This window comes from Bradyrhizobium sp. 142 (assembly GCF_023074015.1).
Classification (GTDB): domain Bacteria; phylum Pseudomonadota; class Alphaproteobacteria; order Rhizobiales; family Xanthobacteraceae; genus Bradyrhizobium.
The window spans coordinates 1-20,784 of record NZ_JADPKQ010000387.1 but is presented as its reverse complement, the minus strand read 5'-3'; the positions used below and the strand labels follow the sequence as shown (position 1 = coordinate 20,784).

Annotated in this window: 22 protein-coding genes and 2 pseudogenes; 11 read left to right on the top strand and 13 right to left on the bottom strand. The window is 62.5% G+C overall.

The window, feature by feature from the left end:
• Positions 1-26: 26 nt before the first annotated feature.
• From IVA82_RS35230 to IVA82_RS35205, 6 genes are all read right to left on the bottom strand, one after another.
• Positions 27-818 carry a molecular chaperone TorD family protein gene (locus tag IVA82_RS35230; RefSeq protein WP_247389936.1) on the bottom strand — a complete coding sequence of 264 codons (792 nt, stop codon included), beginning with the start codon at positions 816-818 and terminating at the stop codon, positions 27-29.
• 137 nt (positions 819-955) lie between these two features.
• On the bottom strand, positions 956-1,567 hold the full coding sequence (locus IVA82_RS35225) for a DUF3306 domain-containing protein (RefSeq protein WP_247389935.1): 612 nt from the start codon (positions 1,565-1,567) through the stop codon (positions 956-958).
• A complete protein-coding gene (locus IVA82_RS35220; protein WP_247389934.1) occupies positions 1,564-2,076 on the bottom strand; it encodes a DUF3305 domain-containing protein in 513 nt (170 codons plus the stop codon). The genes IVA82_RS35225 and IVA82_RS35220 overlap by 4 nt, the downstream gene beginning before the upstream one ends.
• A complete protein-coding gene (locus tag IVA82_RS35215) occupies positions 2,073-3,080 on the bottom strand; it encodes a DUF6352 family protein (protein WP_247389933.1) in 1,008 nt (335 codons plus the stop codon). The genes IVA82_RS35220 and IVA82_RS35215 overlap by 4 nt, the downstream gene beginning before the upstream one ends.
• Entirely contained in the window at positions 3,077-3,628 is a 552-nt protein-coding gene (locus IVA82_RS35210; protein ID WP_247389932.1) for a DUF6505 family protein, read from the bottom strand. Before IVA82_RS35210 ends, IVA82_RS35215 begins: the two co-directional genes overlap by 4 nt.
• Complete coding sequence (locus tag IVA82_RS35205; RefSeq protein WP_247389931.1) at positions 3,625-4,350, bottom strand: biotin/lipoate--protein ligase family protein; 726 nt, start codon at positions 4,348-4,350, stop codon at positions 3,625-3,627. Before IVA82_RS35205 ends, IVA82_RS35210 begins: the two co-directional genes overlap by 4 nt.
• 177 nt (positions 4,351-4,527) lie before the next feature.
• Between IVA82_RS35205 and IVA82_RS35200 the strand changes: the two genes are divergently transcribed.
• On the top strand, positions 4,528-6,498 hold the full coding sequence (locus IVA82_RS35200; protein ID WP_247389930.1) for a 4Fe-4S binding protein: 1,971 nt from the start codon (positions 4,528-4,530) through the stop codon (positions 6,496-6,498).
• A gap of 36 nt (positions 6,499-6,534) precedes the next feature.
• Here the strand turns inward: IVA82_RS35200 and IVA82_RS35195 are convergent, their stop codons facing one another.
• Positions 6,535-7,824, bottom strand: a complete 1,290-nt coding sequence (locus IVA82_RS35195) for a c-type cytochrome (RefSeq protein WP_247389929.1) — start codon at positions 7,822-7,824, stop codon at positions 6,535-6,537.
• Between the two features lie 481 nt (positions 7,825-8,305).
• On the opposite strand from IVA82_RS35195, the gene IVA82_RS35190 reads away from it, so the two are divergent.
• The 3 genes from IVA82_RS35190 (at position 8,306) to IVA82_RS35185 (ending at position 10,159) form a co-directional block, all read left to right on the top strand.
• Positions 8,306-8,581, top strand: coding sequence for a hypothetical protein (locus tag IVA82_RS35190; RefSeq protein WP_247389973.1), 276 nt, complete (start codon positions 8,306-8,308; stop codon positions 8,579-8,581).
• Between the two features lie 101 nt (positions 8,582-8,682).
• Positions 8,683-8,805: a hypothetical protein gene (locus IVA82_RS48645; RefSeq protein WP_256469763.1), complete on the top strand. Its 123-nt coding sequence runs from the start codon at positions 8,683-8,685 to the stop codon at positions 8,803-8,805.
• A 541-nt stretch (positions 8,806-9,346) separates the two neighbouring features.
• The gene (locus IVA82_RS35185) at positions 9,347-10,159 is read left to right on the top strand and encodes a Crp/Fnr family transcriptional regulator (RefSeq protein WP_247389928.1); all 813 of its coding nucleotides are present in this window, start codon (positions 9,347-9,349) and stop codon (positions 10,157-10,159) included.
• Between the two features lie 312 nt (positions 10,160-10,471).
• Here the strand turns inward: IVA82_RS35185 and IVA82_RS35180 are convergent, their stop codons facing one another.
• Positions 10,472-10,681 (bottom strand): response regulator, encoded by a 210-nt coding sequence (locus IVA82_RS35180; RefSeq protein WP_247389927.1) that lies wholly within the window; start codon positions 10,679-10,681, stop codon positions 10,472-10,474.
• 383 nt (positions 10,682-11,064) lie between these two features.
• Positions 11,065-11,388 carry an antibiotic biosynthesis monooxygenase family protein gene (locus IVA82_RS35175; protein ID WP_247389926.1) on the bottom strand — a complete coding sequence of 108 codons (324 nt, stop codon included), beginning with the start codon at positions 11,386-11,388 and terminating at the stop codon, positions 11,065-11,067.
• Positions 11,389-11,558: 170 nt separating this feature from the next.
• Here IVA82_RS35175 and IVA82_RS35170 point away from each other — a divergent pair, with 170 nt between their 5' ends.
• The 3 genes from IVA82_RS35170 (at position 11,559) to IVA82_RS35160 (ending at position 12,793) form a co-directional block, all read left to right on the top strand.
• The gene (locus tag IVA82_RS35170; RefSeq protein WP_247389925.1) at positions 11,559-11,738 is read left to right on the top strand and encodes a hypothetical protein; all 180 of its coding nucleotides are present in this window, start codon (positions 11,559-11,561) and stop codon (positions 11,736-11,738) included.
• A gap of 39 nt (positions 11,739-11,777) precedes the next feature.
• Positions 11,778-12,104 (top strand): GcrA family cell cycle regulator, encoded by a 327-nt coding sequence (locus tag IVA82_RS35165; protein ID WP_247389924.1) that lies wholly within the window; start codon positions 11,778-11,780, stop codon positions 12,102-12,104.
• A gap of 233 nt (positions 12,105-12,337) precedes the next feature.
• Positions 12,338-12,793: an RbsD/FucU family protein gene (locus IVA82_RS35160; RefSeq protein WP_247389923.1), complete on the top strand. Its 456-nt coding sequence runs from the start codon at positions 12,338-12,340 to the stop codon at positions 12,791-12,793.
• Between the two features lie 178 nt (positions 12,794-12,971).
• Here the strand turns inward: IVA82_RS35160 and IVA82_RS35155 are convergent, their stop codons facing one another.
• Positions 12,972-13,142 (bottom strand): hypothetical protein, encoded by a 171-nt coding sequence (locus tag IVA82_RS35155; protein ID WP_247493745.1) that lies wholly within the window; start codon positions 13,140-13,142, stop codon positions 12,972-12,974.
• A 14-nt stretch (positions 13,143-13,156) separates the two neighbouring features.
• On the opposite strand from IVA82_RS35155, the gene IVA82_RS35150 reads away from it, so the two are divergent.
• From IVA82_RS35150 to IVA82_RS35135, 4 genes and pseudogenes are all read left to right on the top strand, one after another.
• A complete protein-coding gene (locus IVA82_RS35150; protein WP_247389922.1) occupies positions 13,157-14,809 on the top strand; it encodes an extracellular solute-binding protein in 1,653 nt (550 codons plus the stop codon).
• Between the two features lie 101 nt (positions 14,810-14,910).
• Positions 14,911-16,029, top strand: coding sequence for a sugar ABC transporter permease (locus IVA82_RS35145; RefSeq protein WP_247389921.1), 1,119 nt, complete (start codon positions 14,911-14,913; stop codon positions 16,027-16,029).
• 85 nt (positions 16,030-16,114) lie between these two features.
• Entirely contained in the window at positions 16,115-16,975 is an 861-nt protein-coding gene (locus IVA82_RS35140; protein ID WP_148740334.1) for a carbohydrate ABC transporter permease, read from the top strand.
• Between the two features lie 27 nt (positions 16,976-17,002).
• A pseudogene (locus IVA82_RS35135) lies at positions 17,003-17,112 on the top strand (SDR family NAD-dependent epimerase/dehydratase); the annotation flags it as partial.
• 175 nt (positions 17,113-17,287) lie between these two features.
• Here IVA82_RS35135 and IVA82_RS35130 read toward each other — a convergent pair.
• From IVA82_RS35130 to IVA82_RS35120, 3 genes and pseudogenes are all read right to left on the bottom strand, one after another.
• Positions 17,288-17,725 carry a CBS domain-containing protein gene (locus tag IVA82_RS35130; protein ID WP_247389920.1) on the bottom strand — a complete coding sequence of 146 codons (438 nt, stop codon included), beginning with the start codon at positions 17,723-17,725 and terminating at the stop codon, positions 17,288-17,290.
• A gap of 618 nt (positions 17,726-18,343) precedes the next feature.
• Positions 18,344-19,242 (bottom strand): annotated as a pseudogene (iolE, locus tag IVA82_RS35125) (myo-inosose-2 dehydratase).
• 14 nt (positions 19,243-19,256) lie between these two features.
• Positions 19,257-20,741: a thiamine pyrophosphate-dependent enzyme gene (locus IVA82_RS35120; protein WP_247493744.1), complete on the bottom strand. Its 1,485-nt coding sequence runs from the start codon at positions 20,739-20,741 to the stop codon at positions 19,257-19,259.
• Positions 20,742-20,784: the final 43 nt, after the last annotated feature.

Genomic DNA, 20,784 nt, shown 5'->3' with positions numbered 1-20,784 from the left:
TCTCTCCGGGACCAGCCTGCGCTTGGTCACTTGGCAAACGAAAATGCTTGTCTCTCGATCTCGATAAACAGGTGGCCGAACGTGCCGACCGCGCGATAGAACCCCGCGCTCGCCGCCTGCTCCATGTCGGCAAACAGACGTCCCATCCAGGACGAAACGTGTTTTTCGAACAACGCACGCTGCGCAACGAATGGCACTTCCAAGCGGCCATCAGCCATTCCGGCCATGATCTCGCAGAGGATGGCGGCATGATCCTCAGGTTCGGAATTACCCTCAGCGCGCGCGATGCCGAGTGCCGCAAGATCGGCCCGCAACCGTGACAGCGGCCGTTCGTTGAGGAAGCCGGTTAAATAGTAGGAGGCGTAGGGCAACAACTCACCGCGGCCGAGACCAACGAACAGGTCAAAATATTCGCGTTCAACCTGAGCTGCGGTCGTGCGCGAAGCGGCTTCCGCCAGCCGGGCGTGAGCCTGACCGAGTGGCGTGCCGTCTCCACTCAAACCTGCAAGCCGATCGAGCAAGCTCTTGGACGGCGCAGCCGCGAGCAAGGCGGCGAGAAGGGCATATTCCTGCGCGCGCGCGGCGTCGATCGGATCGATGATGTGTTGCGATGCCGTGCCCTCGTGATGGTGATTAGGATAGAGATCGGGACGCAGTTCGGTGCGGGGAACACCAGTTGCCGCTTCCACCGCAATCGCCCGCTGAGCGGGTATCTCGCTCCAATTCGAAAACGCAGGCTGGCTGACGTGGATTTTGCGCGCAAGCTGGACCCCGCCGCCTGCGGCGTCAATTGCGCGATCAAGCCCGCCGTCACGCACATGGACCTCCGTTGCCTGAGACCCTCGAGTGACCAATTTTTACTTGCGCAACAAAGCGCTAGCAAAGCCTAGACCTGGTTCCGCAGGCGGTCAATCGCCGCTCGATAGGTTGAGGCTATAGCATTTGGTAGCAACACTTATTGAGGCAGGGCACCGCCATGAATGCGGCGCCGCACTGTATCGACTTCCGGGATCGGTTGCGATGCAACGGGAGCCGCGATCTCCCTGGGCACGGCTTCATCAGGCGTCTCTGTAAGCACAGCGGAGTGCGCAATATGCCCATTCGGAACGTCCGAGGACTCCTGCAATTGCGTCGGCGCGTCAGGCTGTGCCTCTGCGACGTCACGCAGACCCCCGATGATCCGGTCGACCCAGGCTGCCAGCTCCGCCTGCGAGCAATCGAGCGGTCCGAAGCCCGCCATGGCATTCGGATCGTTGAAGTCCCAGGCGTTTTCGGCGAGCCCCACGAAATCGCGGATCGCCGGGTCGGTCGTCCAGGCGCGCCGAAGAGCCGCTTGCACCAATTCCGGCGGAATACCTTTGCGCAGGAACGCGGTGATGTCGGTCGCGGCGGTGATCGCATCGATCGACGGCAAGCTCCCGAGATCCACATAAGGTTCGGCCTCGGCCGCCGGGGACGGCACCGGGGCTTCACCGGCCGGCCGCGCTGTTTCCGGCGCCAGCGGAGCATTCGATTCTGACTCGCGCTTGCGGCGCGACCAACGTGCGAGAAACTCTTCCTCGGTCATTCTTGCCCGCCTTCATGCTGCCGACGCGCCAGGGCCTCGGGATCGGCGCGCCGTCGCTCGCGTTTGACGAACTCTCTCTCGACGTGGTGTTCGGCGATAAAGCTTTCAATCACCTCGCGCACCACCTCGGGCATCGGTACGGCTTCAACCAGATTGTCAGCGGCCTCGGTAAACCCCTCCCCTTCCGCGGGATCAGCAGTCGCGGCGGCGATCGCATAAGGCCAGGCCCCCTCGGATGGGCTCAAGACCACCCAGATGCTCGGCGTGCCGGAGGCAACATTGTCGCGGTAACGCGCGGTTTCCGACACGTACAGATCAACCGTTGCACTGCCGGCATAGAACCAGGTCGTGCCGCCCTGTTCGCGCAAGATTGTCCAGGGCTCCACGTCCGGATTGTCAGGCAATACGGCGGCGCTCCGCCAAATGAAATCCACCCAGGGCGAATCCGCCTTGCGCCGTTCGACGACGATGCCGACGGGGATACGCTGGAGTGGCAGGGCAACGCTCATGACATCGTTTCCAGGCGCCCGATCGGGAGCCCCGTCAACAGGTTCTGCGGCTTCATCCGGAGCTTCTGATCGGCTGTCATCGCCAGGATCAGATAGGCCGGCTCGCCCCGCAAGGTCTCCATAACGAGCCGAGGATCCGCAAAGGTCAGGCGAAACAGCGAAAGAATTCGCTCTGCGCTGGGCCCGTCAAGTTCCTCGCCGTGCCAAAGCCGATCGCCCGTCTTGGTGGCGTCAGCGTCCAATCCGACATACCAGGCCAGCTTTACCTCGCGCAGTTCCGTCAGCGGTTCAATGGCAACATCGATCCCGAGCAGATGGGAGACCCAGCGTGTCATCGCCTGTGCCAGCGCGCGAGATCCTCGCCCGCCTGCGGTGAGATCGAAGGCCATATCGAACTGGTCGCTGCGTTTCCAATAGCTCTCGGCGTTTTCCTCGCTCAAGACATCGAGCTGGGCGTCAGTCTGGGTGCCCAGCATCGAGATCAGCGACAAGACAGGCGTCGGGCTGCGACCGCCGACAAGCTCTTCATCGCCAAGCAGCAAGGCCTGTTCATGCGGAAGGATCCGCTGCGGCCGGAAGAACAGCTCGGCGGCGCGCAGCACGAACACATCGTCGTTGCCGTCAAGCGCATTGCGCAAGATCACGTGCACGAGCTGATTGATGAACAGCGGCGGCAGGTCGTTCGACGACGAACGCAGGACCGCAAGATACGCAGCTTCGAGCGTCGGGTGCCGCAACATGAGATCGCGAAACGCCACCACGAGGCGCCAGTTCTCCCGCGCGTCCTCATCGGCGATCGCAGCGACCTCGTCGGCTCCGACCGGCCGGCGCGGATCAGCAAGCATCTCACGATGCAGTCTTCGTTCGACCGGGCACGCGTCCTTCGGCGGCATCAGCTCGGGACGGACAAAATAAGCCTTCAAGAATTCGTCGGTGACACGAAGTCCGCCGCTCTCGTCGCGATCGAGCAGATGATGGCCGCATGCGATCCAGAAATCACTCATCGGAGGGGCGGCTCCTGGCCCCCCTCAGAATAGTTAAGATCGCTGCCGGCTTTGACATCATCCTCGATTTCCATGAACGAGAACGCCTTGCCATGCCGCTGCCCTTCCCGCAGTTGCAGCTTGCGGAAGCCCTCGTGGACTTCGCCATCGCCCGCCGAACGATGGACCGCAATGAGCGAGCTGATCGGGTGCGTGCAGAGCGACTGCACAAAGGTGACTTCCTCTTCCGCAGCGGCCCTCGCAATTGCCATGTCCGGTGCGCCGAACCGATCAACGAGTTGCCTGGCAAGGAGTTCGACCAGCACCTGGCAATCATCCTCGCTCGCCGGAACAATCTGCGCCAGGGTCGACCATCCCCAGGATTGCACGCCGAGAAAGCCGCTGCGGAAGGCGGCGCGCGCCTTTCCGCTTAGCTTCGCCGGGTCCTGATCGCAGAAGCGGAAGGCGCCGGAGACGGCCCACTCGCCTGGCATTGCCGGCACGTCGAACGTGAAGGTATCGGAGACATCGAGCGCGATGGTGCGCAGAAGTTTCGCAGTCTTTTTCACGACCCTGGCCCTCCGAGCTTCGGATCGAGCCACGATGGCGTGGCGAGCGCCTTAACAAGGTCTGCCCGCTCGGTCGCGTCACTGCCGATGCGGCGCGTGAGCAAATCGCCGCGATCATCGATGCGTCGAACCAGCTGCCGCTCGCGAGGGATGCGGCTGAGATAGTCGCGCGCGACGCTGTCAAATCCATCGACCTGCCAGCTGTCGATCGCCCGCATCAGGTGCCGCGCAAAGCTCTCTGTCATCTGCACTGCACCGGCCTCGCCGAACCCTTCCTCATCCAGGGCGGAGGCAAGCGGGCGAACACCGGGATCACGATCGTTCATCATGACTGTCCGGATCATGGCCCCGAACACAAGCCAGCCCGGCGGCTCATCCTCGTCCGCGGATGCGGGCCAGCCAAGCCGTGCCCCTCCGACCAGCCCTCCGTCAATCCTCACCGTATCGGGCCAACCGACCGCAACCTCCTTGGCCGGCGGCGCATAGGCGCGCAAGGCGTCCGTCAGAGCAACCATGCCGGCGTAAAAGGCGCGGCGTGCGGTGGTCAGCGGCTCGGCCGGCTCCAGCACCACCGCGAACTCGGCGAGGTCGAACCGCCCTACATAGACCAGCGTGCCGGCACCGCTTTCGGGTGCAATGCGGCATGCATGGGCGAAGGCATCTCCGCTCTCGCGCAACCGGACCAAGGTAAAGGGCGGCGGCAATTGGATCTGTTCCGCCATGGAAGCGTGGCTGGTTGGGATCGACCGCAGGCCTTCCTCCACTTTCTCCTTTTTCCCGATTGACAATATCTATACGAGGCAAAGGATCAGCGCGAGTCCGTCATTCGTCGCCTTCTTGGAGGGATGATCCTGGAGCAGCCAGCGAAGACCATCCTGATTTGCTCGTGTGAAGACACGATGCGGCTTGACGTGGCCGCGATCAAGCGTGGATGCAGCAATGGCGACGTCAAGAGTTTTCGTCACCTGTGCGGCCCCGAGCTCGGCCACTTTTGCGCAGGCGCAAAGGCAGAAAGCCCTCTGACCGTTGCCTGCACGTATCAGCAATCCTTGTTTGCGGAGGAAGCCGGCGAGCGTTCCGCGCCGATTGCCTTCGTGAACATTCGCGAGACGGCCGGCTGGTCGACCGAAGGCGCGCAAGCGGGCCCCAAAATGGCGGCGCTGCTCGCAGCGAGCGCCGTGCAGGCGCCCGATTATCCGCTGATCACGCTTGCGAGCGACGGGGTCGTCCTGATCTATGGCAGGGACGAGGCGGCGATCGAAGCCGGGAGGCTGCTTTCGGATCACCTCGATGTGACGGTGATGCTGAGGAACCCGGGCGAGATCGTCTCGCCTCTGGCAACGCCCTTCCCGGTCGTTAAGGGAACGATCCGCAACGCCAGAGGACATTTTGGCGCTTTCGAGCTCACCATCGACGACTACGCTCGCCCGCATCCCTCCTCGCGCGATCACTACGTCTTTGAAACTCCACGCAACGACGCCGCCTCGCGTTGCGACATCATCCTTGACCTATCGGGAGAGAGACCGCTGTTTCAGGCGCATGATCTGCGCGACGGTTACCTGCGGGCCGATCCCAAGGACCGGGGCGCGATGCTCTGCGCCGTCCTGAGCGCGCGTGACCTCGTCGGGCGTTTCGATAAGCCTAAATACGTCGAGTTCACGCCCGATCTTTGCGCCCATTCGCGCTCGAATCTGACCGGCTGCCATCGCTGTCTTGATCTATGCCCCACGAATGCGATCACGCCAGCCGGCGATCATGTTGCCATCGATGCCGAGATTTGCGCCGGCTGCGGCCAATGTGCCGCCGCCTGTCCGACGGGTGCCGCCTCCTACGCGTTGCCGCCCGCGGACACCCAGCTTCAGACCATCCGCGCCATGCTGCTCGCCTATCATCAGGCGGGTGGATCGAGCCCCGTGCTGTTGTTGCACGACCGCCAACACGGCACGCCGTTGATCGACGCGCTGGCGCGGCACGGGGATGGCCTGCCTGCCCACGTCATCCCTCTGGCCGTCAACGAGGTGACGCAGATCGGGCTTGAGGCCGTCATCGGCGCATTTGCCTACGGAGCGACCGCGTTCCGGTTTTTGCTCCGCGGCAAGCCGCGGCATGACGTGACTGGACTGACCCAAACGATCAGCATGGGAGAGACTATCCTTGCGGGCCTCGGATTTGACGGGCGCCGGGTCACTGCGATCGAAACTGACGATCCGGATTCAATGCTGGATCAACTGAGGGGCATCGAGCGGCTTGCTGCGGTGAAGACGCCTGCGACGTTCAAGACGGTCGGCAAGCGGCGCGACCTGCTTCGCTTCGCGTTGAGCGAACTGCATCGTCTCGCGCCGAAGCCGGTCGACGTCATTGCCTTGCCTCAGGGCGCCCCGATTGGCGCAGTGAGCGTTGATACCGGTGGATGCACGCTGTGCCTGTCCTGCGTCTCCGTCTGCCCGACCGGCGCGCTCCGCGACGATCCTGACCGCCCGATGCTTAAGTTCGTCGAAGATGCCTGCGTGCAATGCGGCCTCTGCCAGAGCACCTGTCCCGAGAAGGTCATCACGCTGAAGCCCCAGGTCGATTTCCGCGCAGGCCGCGCGCCCGCGATTGTGATCAAGGAGGAAGAGCCTGCCCTTTGCATCCGCTGCGGCGCGGCGTTCGGCGTGAAGAGCACGATTGATCGCATCGCGGGCAAGCTCGAGGGCCGGCATTGGATGTATCCGGCGGGCGACAAGCGCGTCGACGCCATCAGGATGTGCGCGGATTGCCGCGTGATCGTGATGAGCGAACAGCGGTTCGATCCGTTTGTGGGCGTGCCAGAACGCGCGCCGCCCCGAACCACCGAGGATTATTTGCGCCGGCCGGACAGCAAGACCTGAGCGCGAACGTCCCTCAATTAACGTTGGGACCCTCCCCTATCGCGAGGTCGCCCGGGCCAGGAAGTCGGTCAACGCGCGGCGGTCTTCGGCCGATCCGATGCGCTGTTCCGGCATCTTCGTTCCCGGCGTATAGGCGTTGGGCCCGACTTCAAACAGCTTTGCGACGGTCTCGGGGGTCCAGACGATATCCATCGTCTTGAGCGCCTCGGAAAACCGATAGCCCGAGAGCGAGGCGATTTTCCGTCCGAACAGTCCGGCGAGCGTTGGCCCTGCGCGTTGCGGCTCCTTGGCCGACAAGGTGTGACAGGCAACACAAGCGCGAAAGACATCGGCGCCATGATCGCCCGCATAGGCGGCCAGTGGATCCGCTGATGTCCCGAACGGGCTCGAACCGACCGGCTCGCCGGTATGCACGTTCCAGCGTCGGATCTTTCCGTCCGCGCCTCCGGTCACGAGCGTTTCCGCATCATGCAGGAACACGACGGACCAGACCGGGAAACCGGGTCCCACGAGTGTCCGCAACACACTCCGCGACTTGCGCTCCACAATTGCAACGGTGCCGCCGATGCCTGCGGCGGCGATCAGGGTCCCATCATCGGAAAGCGCCATAGCGACGATCGGTGCCGAGCCTGCGGCCACCTCGCCCGCCGGCTCTCCGTCCGCAGTCAGCATGCGCAGCTTGCCGTCAGCCCCTGCCGCGACGATCTCGCCGCCGGGCGCGATGGCGACGGCGTTCAATGGCGCCGGCAGTTGCACCATTTCAGGCCGGCCCTCCGGCAAGCGCCAGATGCACAACGCACGATCATAGCCGACGCTCACGAGTGACATGCCGTCCGGAGCGAAGGCGACACCATTCACATTCTGCGCGTGACCTTCGAACTCGCGGGAGGCGCCATCAGCCAAAGACCAGAGGCGCACACTATGGTCCCAAGAGGCCGAGGCGAGCGTCGATCCGTCAGGCGCCACGGCGAGTGCCACGACGGGACCGGTATGCCCCTCCAGGACTTGATCAGGCTGGGGCCGGCCGGCCGTCCATACCGCAAGCCGCGCGTCGGCCCCCGCGGTGATCATGCGGCCGTCCTGCAGGAAAGCAACGGCATTGACGGCGCCCGCATGATACCGCAACACCTCGCCCGCTGCGTCGGTTTTCAGCGACCAGCGGATGGCGGACGTGTCGAAGCTGCCCGACAACAGACTGTCGCCGTCAGCCGAAACGGCGAGCGTACGGACGGGGCCCCCGTGACCCGCAAGCTGCGCGTGCGCCGCTGGCGCAGCAACAACCTCCAGGAGGGTCGCGGCGACCCGGGCGCACGAAGCCCATCCCATCAATCTCTGCCGACCATGGTCACGTCCGTGCCTTCAACAGTGTACGAATAGACGTCCGCGGCATCACCTCTACGTCTCCGGCGCCACCACCTTCTTGGACGAGCCCTCGGGCGCCGCCTGCATCCCGGGCGGGCTCTGGCCTTGCGGACTTTCGGCGGCCGCGCCGCCCGAACCCGTAGTGATCGGGCAGTGATCGGACCCGTCCAGCCCTGTGGCTGCGGTTGGCCCTTCTCTTCGGCAGGGGTCTGTGCTGCTGGCAACCCTGTCTTTCCAGACTGGGCGAGTGCACCATCGAAGGCCACGACCACTGCCAAGCGCTGCCTAGCATAGCATGGATGTCGGTGCCTTCACGGCGTGATCCTCCGTTGGAGCCAAAATTCAACGAGAAAGGGTCGAGATCAGTTCCTGGATACGCACTTGGTCAGTTCGCCCATCGTCCGCATTCTTCACTTGAATGGCGGCAGCGCGAGTCCTAGCTTTGGTGCCTTATGTCTTTGCTCGTCATGTCAAGGAAGACGGCATGCAGGGGCAATCGAGGCCATGGCTGCGAATGATCTCATGGCTACGCGCCGTGCGCGTGCTTTTGATTGCTAAAGATCCAGCCGCCCGAGAAGCTTCGCCTCTCCTCGTCCTCACGGTTGTCGTGCTCATGCTGCTCCTCGCCATATTGGAAATCGATTTGCACAGCGCCGACCTTCAATCGCTGGGGTTAATGGGCGATGCATTTTCAATCGATCCTGTTTTTAAGAGCCCTTAAAGTCGGCAGCAACGGCGGCGAACTCTAGATCGTTCGTCACAGCTACCCATAGGAAGCGGCATCGTAAGATGAGTATGGCTTGTAAATGGTGGAGTTTGCGCATGAAGGCTTTTCTGCTCGGTTGCGCTGCAGCCATTGTGATCGCAACTGCAGCAATGGCGCTCTTGGATCAGGTGCAGGAGCCCGTCGCCCAGGCGTTTGCTACAACCGGTGTGCGCCTGTAAGACCGCCCGCCGCCACAGGCGCCGCGGCGGCCGCTTGATGCTGGGCTACTATCTCCACCAGATGGAGTGCCAGCTTGGATGGCATCGCGACAAGGCGATCGCTTGTTGTTGGAGCATTGATCACGCGCCGAGGGCGGATTGCGATCAGGCACATTAAGGGTTGCCGTTCTCTCATGGCCGTGTGAGCCAACTGCGACTTCCAGCAACATGGGAACGAGGGCAAGTACCAGAGCCATGGTCGCCGGTCCGAGCGGCCGTCGCTCTGGCGCGCCAAGGGCGGACCCGCGCTGCCACAACGATCACTGGTCGATCATCCCGTAGGCCCCACTCGCCGAGTGGCAACGGGTGAATAGTATGATGTATGCAAGATCCTGCTTGCGCGGCGAGACGCCGGCAAGGTCTCCGCAAATGTCCGTGCTTGATCTCGACTAATAGCTCTGTTTGGATAATTCCCCTTCGGCAACTCGTATTTCGGATGATCATGGCGAATGAAATAAATGGATACCGTCGTTCATTGGATGCTCGCTCACAAGAAAGCATCGTGACCGTCCACCGCACCGGCATCGGCAATCGGCTACTGGCAGCGTTGCCGCCGGCGGATCTCGGCTTGCTCACGCCCTACTTCCAGAAGGTCTCGTTTGAGCCCGATGCCGTCCTTGTGCGGTCGGGCGATGAGCTCGATCCGGTTTATTTTCCCCACAGCGGCGCAATCGCCTTCATGCTCGATATGCCGGACGGGCAAACGGTCGCGACCACCTTGATGGGACGGGAAGGCGCTCTGGCCTCGTTCTCTGTGCTCGGCCCGTCGCTTTCATCCGTGACCGCGGTTGCTCGCGTGGCTGGCACGGCATCGCTGATTTCCGCCGCAAAATTTCGGGCTGCCTATGCGCAAAGCGCAGCCATCAGGAATGTCGTGCAGCTCCACGCCCGCGCGCTGCTATTGCAACTCCAGCACGTAGCCGCTTGCAACGCGCTGCACCGGGTCGATGGCCGCATGGCGCGGTGGCTTCTGCAGCTTCACGACCGCGTTCCCGATGACCTCCTGCCGGTGACCCAGGAGGCGCTTGCGCAATTGCTTGGGGTGCGGCGGACGACAGTGACGCTGACGATGAGCAAGCTACGCAAGGCCGGAGCCGTCCCGTCCGACCGGCGCGGATTTGTAGAGATCGATCGGGCGCGGCTCGAGAGTGTCGCATGCGATTGTTATGCGCTCATGCAGCGCAAGATCGATCGGATGTATTGCCAGGAATTGTCGGCGCCGCAGCCTACCCATGCGCCGTTCCGGGAAAGCGCCAGCGTCGCCTCCGGCGGAGCGGGGGGTGAATCCAGAGCCGTTTCGCGGGCGGGGAAATAAGGTAAAGAGAAAATCTTAGAACCGAGGTGAGAGTGCAGACCAGGGGCGGCGATGCTCCTGCTCTTCACCTTCATGGTTCCATCGCCGGGTTGCTCTTGCGCTCGGCGAACATCAGCCCGACATCACGGCGGCGGCGGCGATCCTGACGATGGTTTCAGTAGTCCTGCTCGCCACGATGGAAGACCTGCGGCGACGCAACGAACGGCTGAAGGTAACAAAAACAAGCCTCGATCGGCGTCGTTAAGCCCGCTCGGCCAAAATCCGAATGCGCCCATCACGCCCGCCCCATACTCACGAAGCTCCCACCGAGCATCATTGCGGCGGCTTCAGTTCGCCGGCGAGCCAGCCGACCGCATCCGTGTTCATCGGATCCACGACAAAAGAGACAGTTTCAGTGCGCTCGCAGGTCGAACATTCGAAAGTGCGCTCCTCGATTCCTCTTTGGCCGGGAGAGATGCGAGCCAACCCCATCCGGTGCTTGCATACCGGACACATCGGTCGCTCGTTGGTCGAGGCAGTCATCCATGGAACCCCTGGAGGAATGCATCATGATCCTTTCCGAACCGAGAGTCTTTAGTTTTTGTAGTTTTTGTGCTCCCACCCGCCCGCCAGGAGGAACGAGTCCGGTCGACCCAGGTTAACCGCACGGGTCCGCGCGCAAATGCGTGGGCCTGCGTGGCTCCGCCCCCAAGCCCCCAAAAGCCCCCCAAAGGCGGGGCTACGCTCAGGCGAGCGTATCGGCCTTGAATATTGTCCCTTTCGTGCAACATCGACCCGTGCGCAGGATTGAGTTGCCGCGCTTACGCGGGATGAGGCCAGTCGTGAGCGCCGATTGTGGCTCGAAGGGCACGCCGATCCACACGTCAAGCCTCTGTGCAGGGATCTCGATGCAAGCGTGACGCCGCTTACTCGGCGTCCAGAACCTCGACAACTTCATAGAGATGGGGATCGATTTGATCGGTCAAGTTATCAAACTTACCCCACTCCTTACGAAAGCCCGGCGATTGGTGGGCAGAATGCAGCTGTTCGCGATTTTGCCATTGGATGTAGTTGACGATGCGCCGACCATCGAGGCTTCGATGCAAGCTGATCGATACAAAGCCCGGCTGGCGCGCCATGAATCGGGCTCGATCAGCCATCAGCGAGAGCGCCTCCGCCTGCTTGGCCGGTTCGGCTTCGACGATAGTGATCTGTGTGATTATCTGACTATCTTTCTGAATACGGGCCATGGAGCCACTCCTTCTGGGCTCAGGTTCCTCTTGAGCTCCCTCCGCCGCCAAGGATGCTCATTCCGAAGGTTTGAACGCCCGAGCGGTAGTAAGAGTTCAAATCGGGTACCATCTCAACCCGTGGTCAGGTCTTCGCATCCGGTCATTGGCATTTCTTGAGGAGGAATAACATGAAACTACACATCATCGAGGTCTTTTCTCCTGGGTTGATCGACTGGAGTCCGCTCGTGAGCATCGGCAACGCGATGCCGCCCCGCGATCCTGATGAAGACGAAGATGACGATGAGGAAGAAGAAGAGGACGACCTCGCCGACGAACCGCCGGTCGTGCGCGAGCCAGACGAAGACTAGACTAGCCGTTCGTTGGCAGCCGGCGTTATAGTGTCTCCCATGAGCTGGGATGAGAGAGACGTAGCGCTGCTCAAAGAACTCTGGGCATTGGGACACAGCGCCGCACAGATCGCGCGCGCACTCGGTTGTAGCCGTAACGCAGTTTGCGGGATGCTGACTCGATTGTGCCTGAAGCGTGGTCACAAGCCGCCAGCAGCAAAGCCCAGAATAAGGCCAGTCCCGAAGCGAAGGCCGGCGTTGTCGGCCGCCTGTGCCAGCCCGATCGAAAAGAAGGTATCGAAACCGCTTAAGAGGCAGCAGCCTAATGAATTCAGCAAGAGCGAGCTTTATGCGATGCTAGCTGAGGCGGTCAAGAATACGGGCTAAGCGCACATCGCGACATACAGCAAGACCGGGACGCGGCGAGGCCGTCCTCTACGGCCGACTCGCGATCGCGGATTGAGCGCGATCGAAGAGGACGGTCTTGCCTGCCGAGGTGCGGAGATCGATGCCGAGAAACATGATGCTTGCAAATCGCGGACATCGATATGGACGACGGCACCACAACGTCGGATAGTCAATCAATCCAAAAAGCCTGATCTCGTCAAGGGAGACGCCGCATGCTGAAATCGATCGATCCGCTTTTGAATGCGGATGTTCTCTATGCGCTGCGATCCATGGGGCATGGCGACGATCTCGTGCTTTGCGACACGAACTTTCCGGCCGACGCGGTCGCGCGCCAGACTGTGCTGGGGCGGCTATTGCGCATCGACAACGTCACCGCAAGCCGCGCCGCGCGCGCGGTCCTGTCGGTGCTGCCGCTCGACAGCTTCGTGGACAAGCCGGCATCCCGCATGGAGATCGTCGGCCAGCCCAACGACATTCCGCCTGTGCAGAGCGAGGTCCAGGCTGAAATCGATGCGGCGGAGGGCCGATCTGTTCCGATGGCCTCAGTCGAGCGCTTTGCATTCTACGAGCTTGCGAAGAGATCCTATTGCGTGGTTCAGACCGGAGAGCGGCGCTTCTATGGTTGCTTCATCTTCAAGAAGGGCGTCATCCCGCCGGATGTGGCTTGAGGTGACCCCCTCAAACCGTCTGTACGACGACACGGCTGCACGAGGCGTCTGACATAAATACGACGTCGAGATGATGTCGCTCGCGGAACCTGCTCATTCACGATCACCGCGACGGTGATCGGCGCTGCACGGCATCAATCATCTTGCAGCGCGGCATTGCGAAGACTCTGCTCAACGTTCACGCATCGACGGCACGCGCGACCTCAACCTCAAGCGCATTCGTTGACTTTGATATGTGCCGCTGCATACTCGACACGGCCTCTGCCGCCATCGCCACGAGCGTCACGTCATCGACGTGCTCGGGCGAATTAGACTTCACAAAGAAAGTCACGCAAAGAAAGTCAAACACTGGAGGGTATCGCGATGAACCAGCACGATCAGCATTCCGCGTCCCAGCCGAACCGGCGAACGGTGCTGAGGGGCGCGGCGAGCGCCGCAGCACTCGGGACCAGCGGCGCACTCGGCACGTTCTCGGAGCTCGCATTGGCGCAAGCCAACCTACGCGCGCAGATCACGCAAATTCCAGGTGTCGGCAAGGGCGCACCGACCGACGCCGATTGGCAGAAGGTCGGCGAGCTCTGCCTCGGCCCGACCAAGGCGAGCATCAAGGAAAGCGAATTCAGGGGCGTCGAGCTCTCGTTCATGGGACTCAACAATCAGAACCTGCACAACCTCCTGTTCCGCGGCTTCCTCAAGCCGTGGGAAGCTTATACGGGCGCGAAAATCTCCTGGATCGATCTCGCCCAGGCCGACTACAACCCACGGCTCCAGCAGGCGATCGCGACGGGCACGGTCGATTTCGACATCCTCGAGATGGGCGCGCCATTCGAGGGCGATGTCTGCGGCAAGGGCCTGGCATCGGAGATGCCGGACTGGGTCAAAAGGCAGATCGACATCGATGACTACGTCGACTACCTGAAGCCGCCGGTCGGAACCTGGAACGGCAAGACCTATCGCGTCACCATCGACGGCGACTGCCACAACTTCAACTACCGCACCGACGTGTTCTCCGACGCAGCCCTTGCCAAGGCCTGGAAGGACGCGGGCAACACGGGCGAATGGGGCGTGCCGAAAACCTGGCAGCAGGTCCAGGCGGTGACGAAATTCCTCAAAGGCAAGAAGATCAAGAACCAGAATGCCTTCGGCTATCTCGATGCGCCAAAGCCCTGGGGCGGCTTCGGCTTCTATTTCCTCGGCAGCCGCGCCTCTGCCTACGCCAAACATCCCGACGACAAGGCTTGGCTGTTCGACATCGATACGATGAAGCCGCGCATCAACAATCCGGCCTGGGTGCGCGCTATCCAGGACGTCGTTGACGCGCTGCCGTTCGAGCCGGCCGACCAGCTCAACGCCGATCCGAACACCACCGGCTTCCAGCAATTTCTCGCCGGCATCGGCTCCATGATCCCCTGGTGGGGCGACATCGGCCAGGTCGCCAAGGCGAGCGATACCTCGGTCATCGGCGATATCGTCGGCTTCGACATCCTGCCGGGATCGGACGATGTCTATAATTCCAAGACCGGACAGTGGGACAAGCTCGCGAGCGGTCCGAACCACGCGCCGAACTGCGCCTATCTCGGCTGGGGCGTCTATGTGATGGCCAGGGTCAATGGCGACGAGAAGAAGCACAAGGCCGCCTGGAGCGCGGCTGCGCATCTCGGCGGCAAGGATCTGTCGCTGTGGATGGTGATGTATCCATCGGGATTCCAGGCCCACCGCGCCAGCCACTTCCAGTTCGACGAATGGGTGGCCGCGGGCTATGACCGCAAATACATCACCTCCTACCTCAACTCGCAGCTCGGCTCCTACAATCATCCGAACCGGGCGGTCGAGCCGCGCATCCCCGGCATCTTCCAGTACTACAGCATCGCGGAGGATGAGCTGACGAAGATTTTTGCCGGGAAGGTCGAGGCGCAGACCGGCGCGAACAACATCGCCGCCGCCTGGGAGAAGCTGACCGACCAGATCGGCCGCGAGCGGCAGATCGGACTCTACAAGGCCTCGCTCGGCGTGTAGCCGCATGAGCATCACGAAGACCCTCGGCTGGCGACGCTCTCGCGGTGCCAGCCGAAAACTTACCCGGCGGCCGGCCGGTCATTCAGGATCGGCAGAGTGCCATGCAGAATTCAGCTTCCGTGACCGACGACCTGTACCACCAGCCCGCGGTAGCACGCGCACCGGCTAGGCGGAAGGCCGCCGGCCGCGCGATTGTCGCGCTGGCGTCGCTCGGCTTCCTGCTCGTGCTCCTCGTCCAGATCCTGCACACGACCGGTGCGACCGCGGCCGGGCTCTCCGATTGGCGACCGATCCTCATCGCCTATCTCATCTGGGCCGTTGCGTTCGCCATCGCCCAGGTGCTGATCCACGGCGAGCGCGGCCAGCGCGCGCTGTTCCTGCTGCCGGCGGTGTTCTTCACCATTGCGGTGGTGATCTTCCCGACCGTCTTCGGAATCTATATCGCCTCGCTCGACTGGAATCTCAGCTCGGTCGAAGGCCCGCGTTTCAGCGGCTTCGGCAATCTCGTCGGGATGCTCAACGATACCTATTACTGGAACGCGCTGGGCAACATGATCTTCTACACGGTCGCGGTCCTCGGCGAGTACGCGATCGCGTTCGGCCTCGCGCTCCTGCTCAGCGCCGAGATCCGCGCGCGAAAATTTTTCCGCATCGTGTTCCTGCTGCCGATGATGCTGAGCCCGGTCGCGGTGAGCTGGATGATCGGCAAGTCGCTCCTCGAATTTCGCTTCGGGCCCGCCGCGACGTTGGCGCGCTATCTCGGATGGGAGAACCCGGCGTTCTTCGCCTCGTCGTGGATGGCGCGCTTGAGCATCCAAGCGATGGACGCCTGGGTGTCGATTCCCTTTATCATGATCATCCTGCTCGCCGGCCTCCAGGCCATGCCGCGGGAGGTGCAGGAGGCCGCTAAGGTCGATGGCGCCAACGGCTGGCAGTCGTTTTGGCACGTTACCTTTCCGATCATGCTGCCGGTCAGCATCACCGTCCTCATCATCCGCATCATCTTCAAGCTGAAGCTTGCCGACATCGTGATCAACGTGACGGCCGGCGGCCCCGGGGGCGCCACCGACACCGTATCAAGTTTCATCTATCGCGTGTACCGCGACCGCTCCAATGTCGGATACGGCACGGCACTCGCCATGGTTTATCTGGTTCTGATCATCGTCCTCCTGACGCTACTCCTTCGCTTGTCGAAGCGTTGGACGCAGAGAGTCGTCTAGAACCAAGGAGTTCACGCGCGTGTCGATATCGACATCGGCATTGAAGCCCGTCCGGCGGCATCCTGCGGCCCCGCGCGCCAAGCGGATGCTTGGCCGTGTGCTGATCTATGCCGCGCTCCTGTTCTGGACTTTCATTTGCCTGTTCCCGATTTACTGGACGGTGACAACGTCGTTCAAATCGGCAGTCGACGTCACGCAAGCCCACCTGATCCCATGGGTCGATTTCCAGCCGGACTGGAAGGGATGGCGCTCGCTCGGGCTGTCGCCAGACACGCTGTTCGGCACCTCGACCGCCCGCGCGGAATTCATGAGCCGGTTCGCCAACAGCATCATCACCTCGATCGGCGCATCCCTGCTCGCGTTGATCCTCGGTTCGCTTGCCGCCTATGGCCTCAGCCGCTTCCGCTACAAATTCGCCTGGATGCGCAACGACGACATCCTGTTCTTCTTCATGTCGCAACTGATCTTGCCGCCGGTCGTGCTCGCCCTGCCCTTCCTCGTGCTCTACAAGGCGCTCGCGCTGCTCGATACCCGGTTCGGCCTGATCCTGCTCTATACGCTCTCGGTTCTGCCGATCGTCATCTGGATCATGCGCGACCAGTTCAACGCGATCCCGATCGAGCTCGATGAAGCCGCCTTCGTCGATGGACTGTCGACCTGGGGCGCGTTCCTGCGCATCATCCTGCCGCTTGCGGTGCCCGGGATGGTGGCCGCTTTCATCCTGTCGCTGGTGCTATGCTGGAATGAGTATTTCTTCGCGGCCCTCCTTACCAGCACGGATGCGAAGACGCTGCCGGTGATGGTGGCGAGCCAGACCGGCTCGCAAGGCATCAACTGGTGGTCGATGGCGGCGCTGTCGACGGCGGCAATCGCCCCGCTCGTCCTGGTCGGCATCTTTCTCGAGCGCTACATTGTGAGTGGCCTGACGACGGGCGCGGGAAAGTAGCAGGCATGTTGAAACACTGAGAATGATATCGATCGGATCTACGGCCTCGCCTGCCCGCCTCGCCTCGTCACGACCAAAAGGATCCGATCGGGACGATGAAGACCTGCGTGGTCGGCACCATGAACGTTCTCGGACTGTACCTCGGACCTTCGCGCCTAATCACTCCGCGCCGGCGGCGGGCGAGCGATAAAGGAGCGCTCGCCCGTTGTCTATTCGTGAGCAACATCTTCGTCGGCCAACGAACTTGCGCCGATGGTTCCGATGCTTCACTTTGTCCGTCACGGCGCCGCCTGTCCGGTCATGCTCTGAGCCCTAGGCCGCAGCGACGCTCTGGTTGTGCTGCTGACTCGGCCGAACAATTCCGTGTAGGGCTTTCGCGGTCCCAGCCGACCGGCGCGCCAAATCGCCGAGCGATACGATCCCGACCAGGCGCTTGCTCCGGTCCAGGACCGGTAACCGCCGCACCTGGATATCACTCATGTTCGCGCAGACGTGGGATGTGTCCTCGTCCTCGAAGCAGTATCTTACCTCCTGGGTCATCGCGTCGCGGACCTTGCAGTCCGGCCCTTTGCCCTCTGCGATGCAGCGCACCGCGATATCGCGATCGGTGATCATGCCCACGAGCCGGTCCCTCTCACCCACCGGCAACACACCACAATCGCAAGCTTTCATCAGCTTTGCTGCCTGCTGGAGCGTGTCGGTCGGACTTACGATTTTTGCATCGCGTGTCATCACCTCGCTGATCTTCATTGTCACCTCCTATGTCGATCACCAGTGTCGAGTCCCGCCAATGCCGGCTTCTTCAACACCACCTCAACAGATGCAGTTGCTGCGCGTTCCAAGACGGATTGCCAGATTGAGCGGCCCGCGACTGGAGGAACCCGGAGGCAAAGACTTTTCTCCGTGTCGACACCAATGATGGCACGTGGTTTTCGTCGCCAAGCGGAAGATCATCTGCAGTCGATTGCAGACCCTGCGCGATGCGCTCCCAGCCCTCACTCATCGGGTTCGATGGGTGTTTTATCGAACGCCCCCGTTGGGTTGCCAGAGCCACAGAGCTTGTGTGGTTCCATAGATTTCAAGGGCGGGACGTTGAACGGAGCTCCGGCATCTTGCGTGCAGCAGGCTCCCCCCTGACGGAATGGAACATCAGCTGCTTCAACTCGTTCAACGCCTGGCAACGAGGCAAAAGCCAGGGCAGAGAATCATGACAGGTCGACTGGAAGGCAGGATGGCAATCGTGACTGGCGCGGCCACGGGCATCGGTGAGGCCATCGCGCATAAATTCGCAAGGGAAGGCGCGAAGGTCGTTGTTGCCGGGTTGTCCACCGCTCGGCTTGACGAGAAGCTCCCCATAGCGCCTCCGGGCTAGGCAAGCCCAGCCTCCTTCAGGCTCTGCTTCAGATGGGCAATTCCCTTCTTGGCATGGGTCAGCGGGTGTGCCTTCTGCGGGTCCTGCTCCGCCTCGACCACAATCCAACCGGAATAGCCCGGAAGCCCGCGGAAGACATCCGGATAATCGACCATGCCGTCGCCGGGCACCGTGTAGACACCGAGCTCGCTGCCCTGCCCCAACACCGCATCGAGGAAGCTCCAATCCTCGCGGCGCGCCTGCTCCATCACCGCCCGACGCACGTCCTTGGCGTGGAAATGGCTGATGCGGGCGCGATAACGTCGGGCCAGCGCAGCCGGATCGGCGCCGCCCCACGTGGCGTGGCCGGTGTCGAGCAGGAGATGAGCAGCCTCGCCGGTCGCCGCCATGAAGGCGTCGATATCCGCCGCGCTTTCCACGATTGTGCCGATGTGATGATGGTAGACCAGCCTGACGCCCTCAGCGAGCGTATGCTCCGCGACCTCTGTGATACGGCGGCCGAACTCCGCCCAGTCGCCCGCCTTCATGAACGGCCGCTGCGATAGCGGCTTGCTGCGATCGCCATGGATTGCATTCGAGGTCTCGGCGAAGACCAGCACGGTCGATCCCATCGCCTTCAGCAGATCGAGATGCGGGCGCAGATGCCGCATCTCCTCATCGGCATCGCGCTTCAGAAGCTCCGCAGAATACCAGCCGGAGATGCAGGCCATACCGAAGGGCGCGAGCGCAGCCTTCAGGGTCTGCGGCTCGCGCGGAAATTTGTGGCCCAGCTCCATGCCCTCGAAACCCACCTCGCGCGCCTCGGCAGGCAGGTCTCGAGTGGTGTCTCGCCGCCAATCTCCTGCAGATCATCGTTCGACCAGCCGATGGGGTTCGCTCCGATACGGATAGGCATTCGTCCTCGCTCGATCAGTAATTGCGGCGCACGAGCGCCTCGACATAACTGCGCCTTGCGGCCTCGACCTCCGCGCGCCCCGAGACCTCCGGCACCGCCACATCCCACCAATGGCCGCCGGCATCGGTCGAGCGCAGCGGGTCGGTGTCGATCACGACGACGCTCGTCCGATCGTGACGTCGCGCCTCGTCGAACGCCGCTTCCAGGTCAGTGATGCTCGCGACCTTGCGCGCGATCGCCCCCATCGCGGCAGCGTGCGCTACGAAGTCGATCTCGGGCAAGATCTCGTGACGGGCGTCGCGCAGGAGGTTGTTGAAGGAGGCGCCGCCGGTCGCGTTCTGGAGCCGGTTGATGCAGCCAAAGCCGCGATTGTCGAGCACGACGATGATGAGCTTGGCACCAAGCATCACCGACGTTGCGATCTCGGAATTCATCATCAAATAGGAACCGTCGCCGACCATCACGACGACTTCGCGCGCCGGATCGGCGAGCTTGACGCCCAGCCCGCCGGCGATCTCGTAGCCCATGCATGAATAGCCGTATTCCATGTGGTAGCCGCCGGGCCCGCCCGGCTGCCAGAGCTTGTGCAGCTCGCCGGGCAAGCCGCCGGCTGCGCAAAGCACGACATCGCTCGGCAGGCTGCGGCGTTGAACGGCGCCGATGACCTGAGCATCGCTCGGCAAGATTTCGTTGCCGGCCGCGGTGTAGCGCGCAGCCGTTTCCAGCCAGGCCGTGCGGCCGGTCCTTGCCTGCTCGGTCCAGATGGCAGGTGCCGCCCAGCCCTGAAGCGAGGCGCCGAGTTCCGCCAGAACGACCTTGGCATCGCCCACGAGCGGCTGCCCACGGTGCTTGCCTGCATCAAAGGTCTGCGTATTGAGGCCGACGATCCGGCAAGCGGGATCGGCGAAGAGCGAGCGTGAGCCTGTGGTGAAATCTTGCAGCCGGGTGCCTATCGCGAGCAGCAGATCAGCCTGCCGCGCCGCGTCGTTGGCCGCGCCAGTTCCGGTGACGCCGATCGCGCCGAGATTCAGCGGATGGTCGTGAGGCAGCGCGCTCTTGCCGGCTTGCGTTTCTGCCACCGGCATGCCGTGCGCCGTGCAAAAGACTGCGAGATCACCTTCCGCCTCGCTATAGAGGATGCCGCCGCCGGCGATGACAAGCGGGCGCTTGGCCGCCTTGAGCAGCGCGACGACCTGAGCCAACTGCGTTTCGTCAGCCCGCGCGCGGCGCGGCTGCCAGACGCGCTCGGCGAAGAACCAGTCGGGATATTCGAAGGCTTCCGTCTGCACATCCTGGCAGAGCGCGAGCGTCACGGGTCCGCATTCGGCTGCATCCGTCAGAACCTGCATGGCGCGCTCGAAGGCGGACATGATCTGCTCGGGCCGGGTGATGCGGTCGAAAAAGCGCGAGACAGGCCGGAAGCAGTCATTTGCGGAGACAGTACTGGACTGCACCCCTGGAATGAGACACGATAATTTCTGTGACAGTGCGGTTGCCATGATGCGTTATCGTGCCTTGTTTTGCGCGAACGCGGTTTCGAAC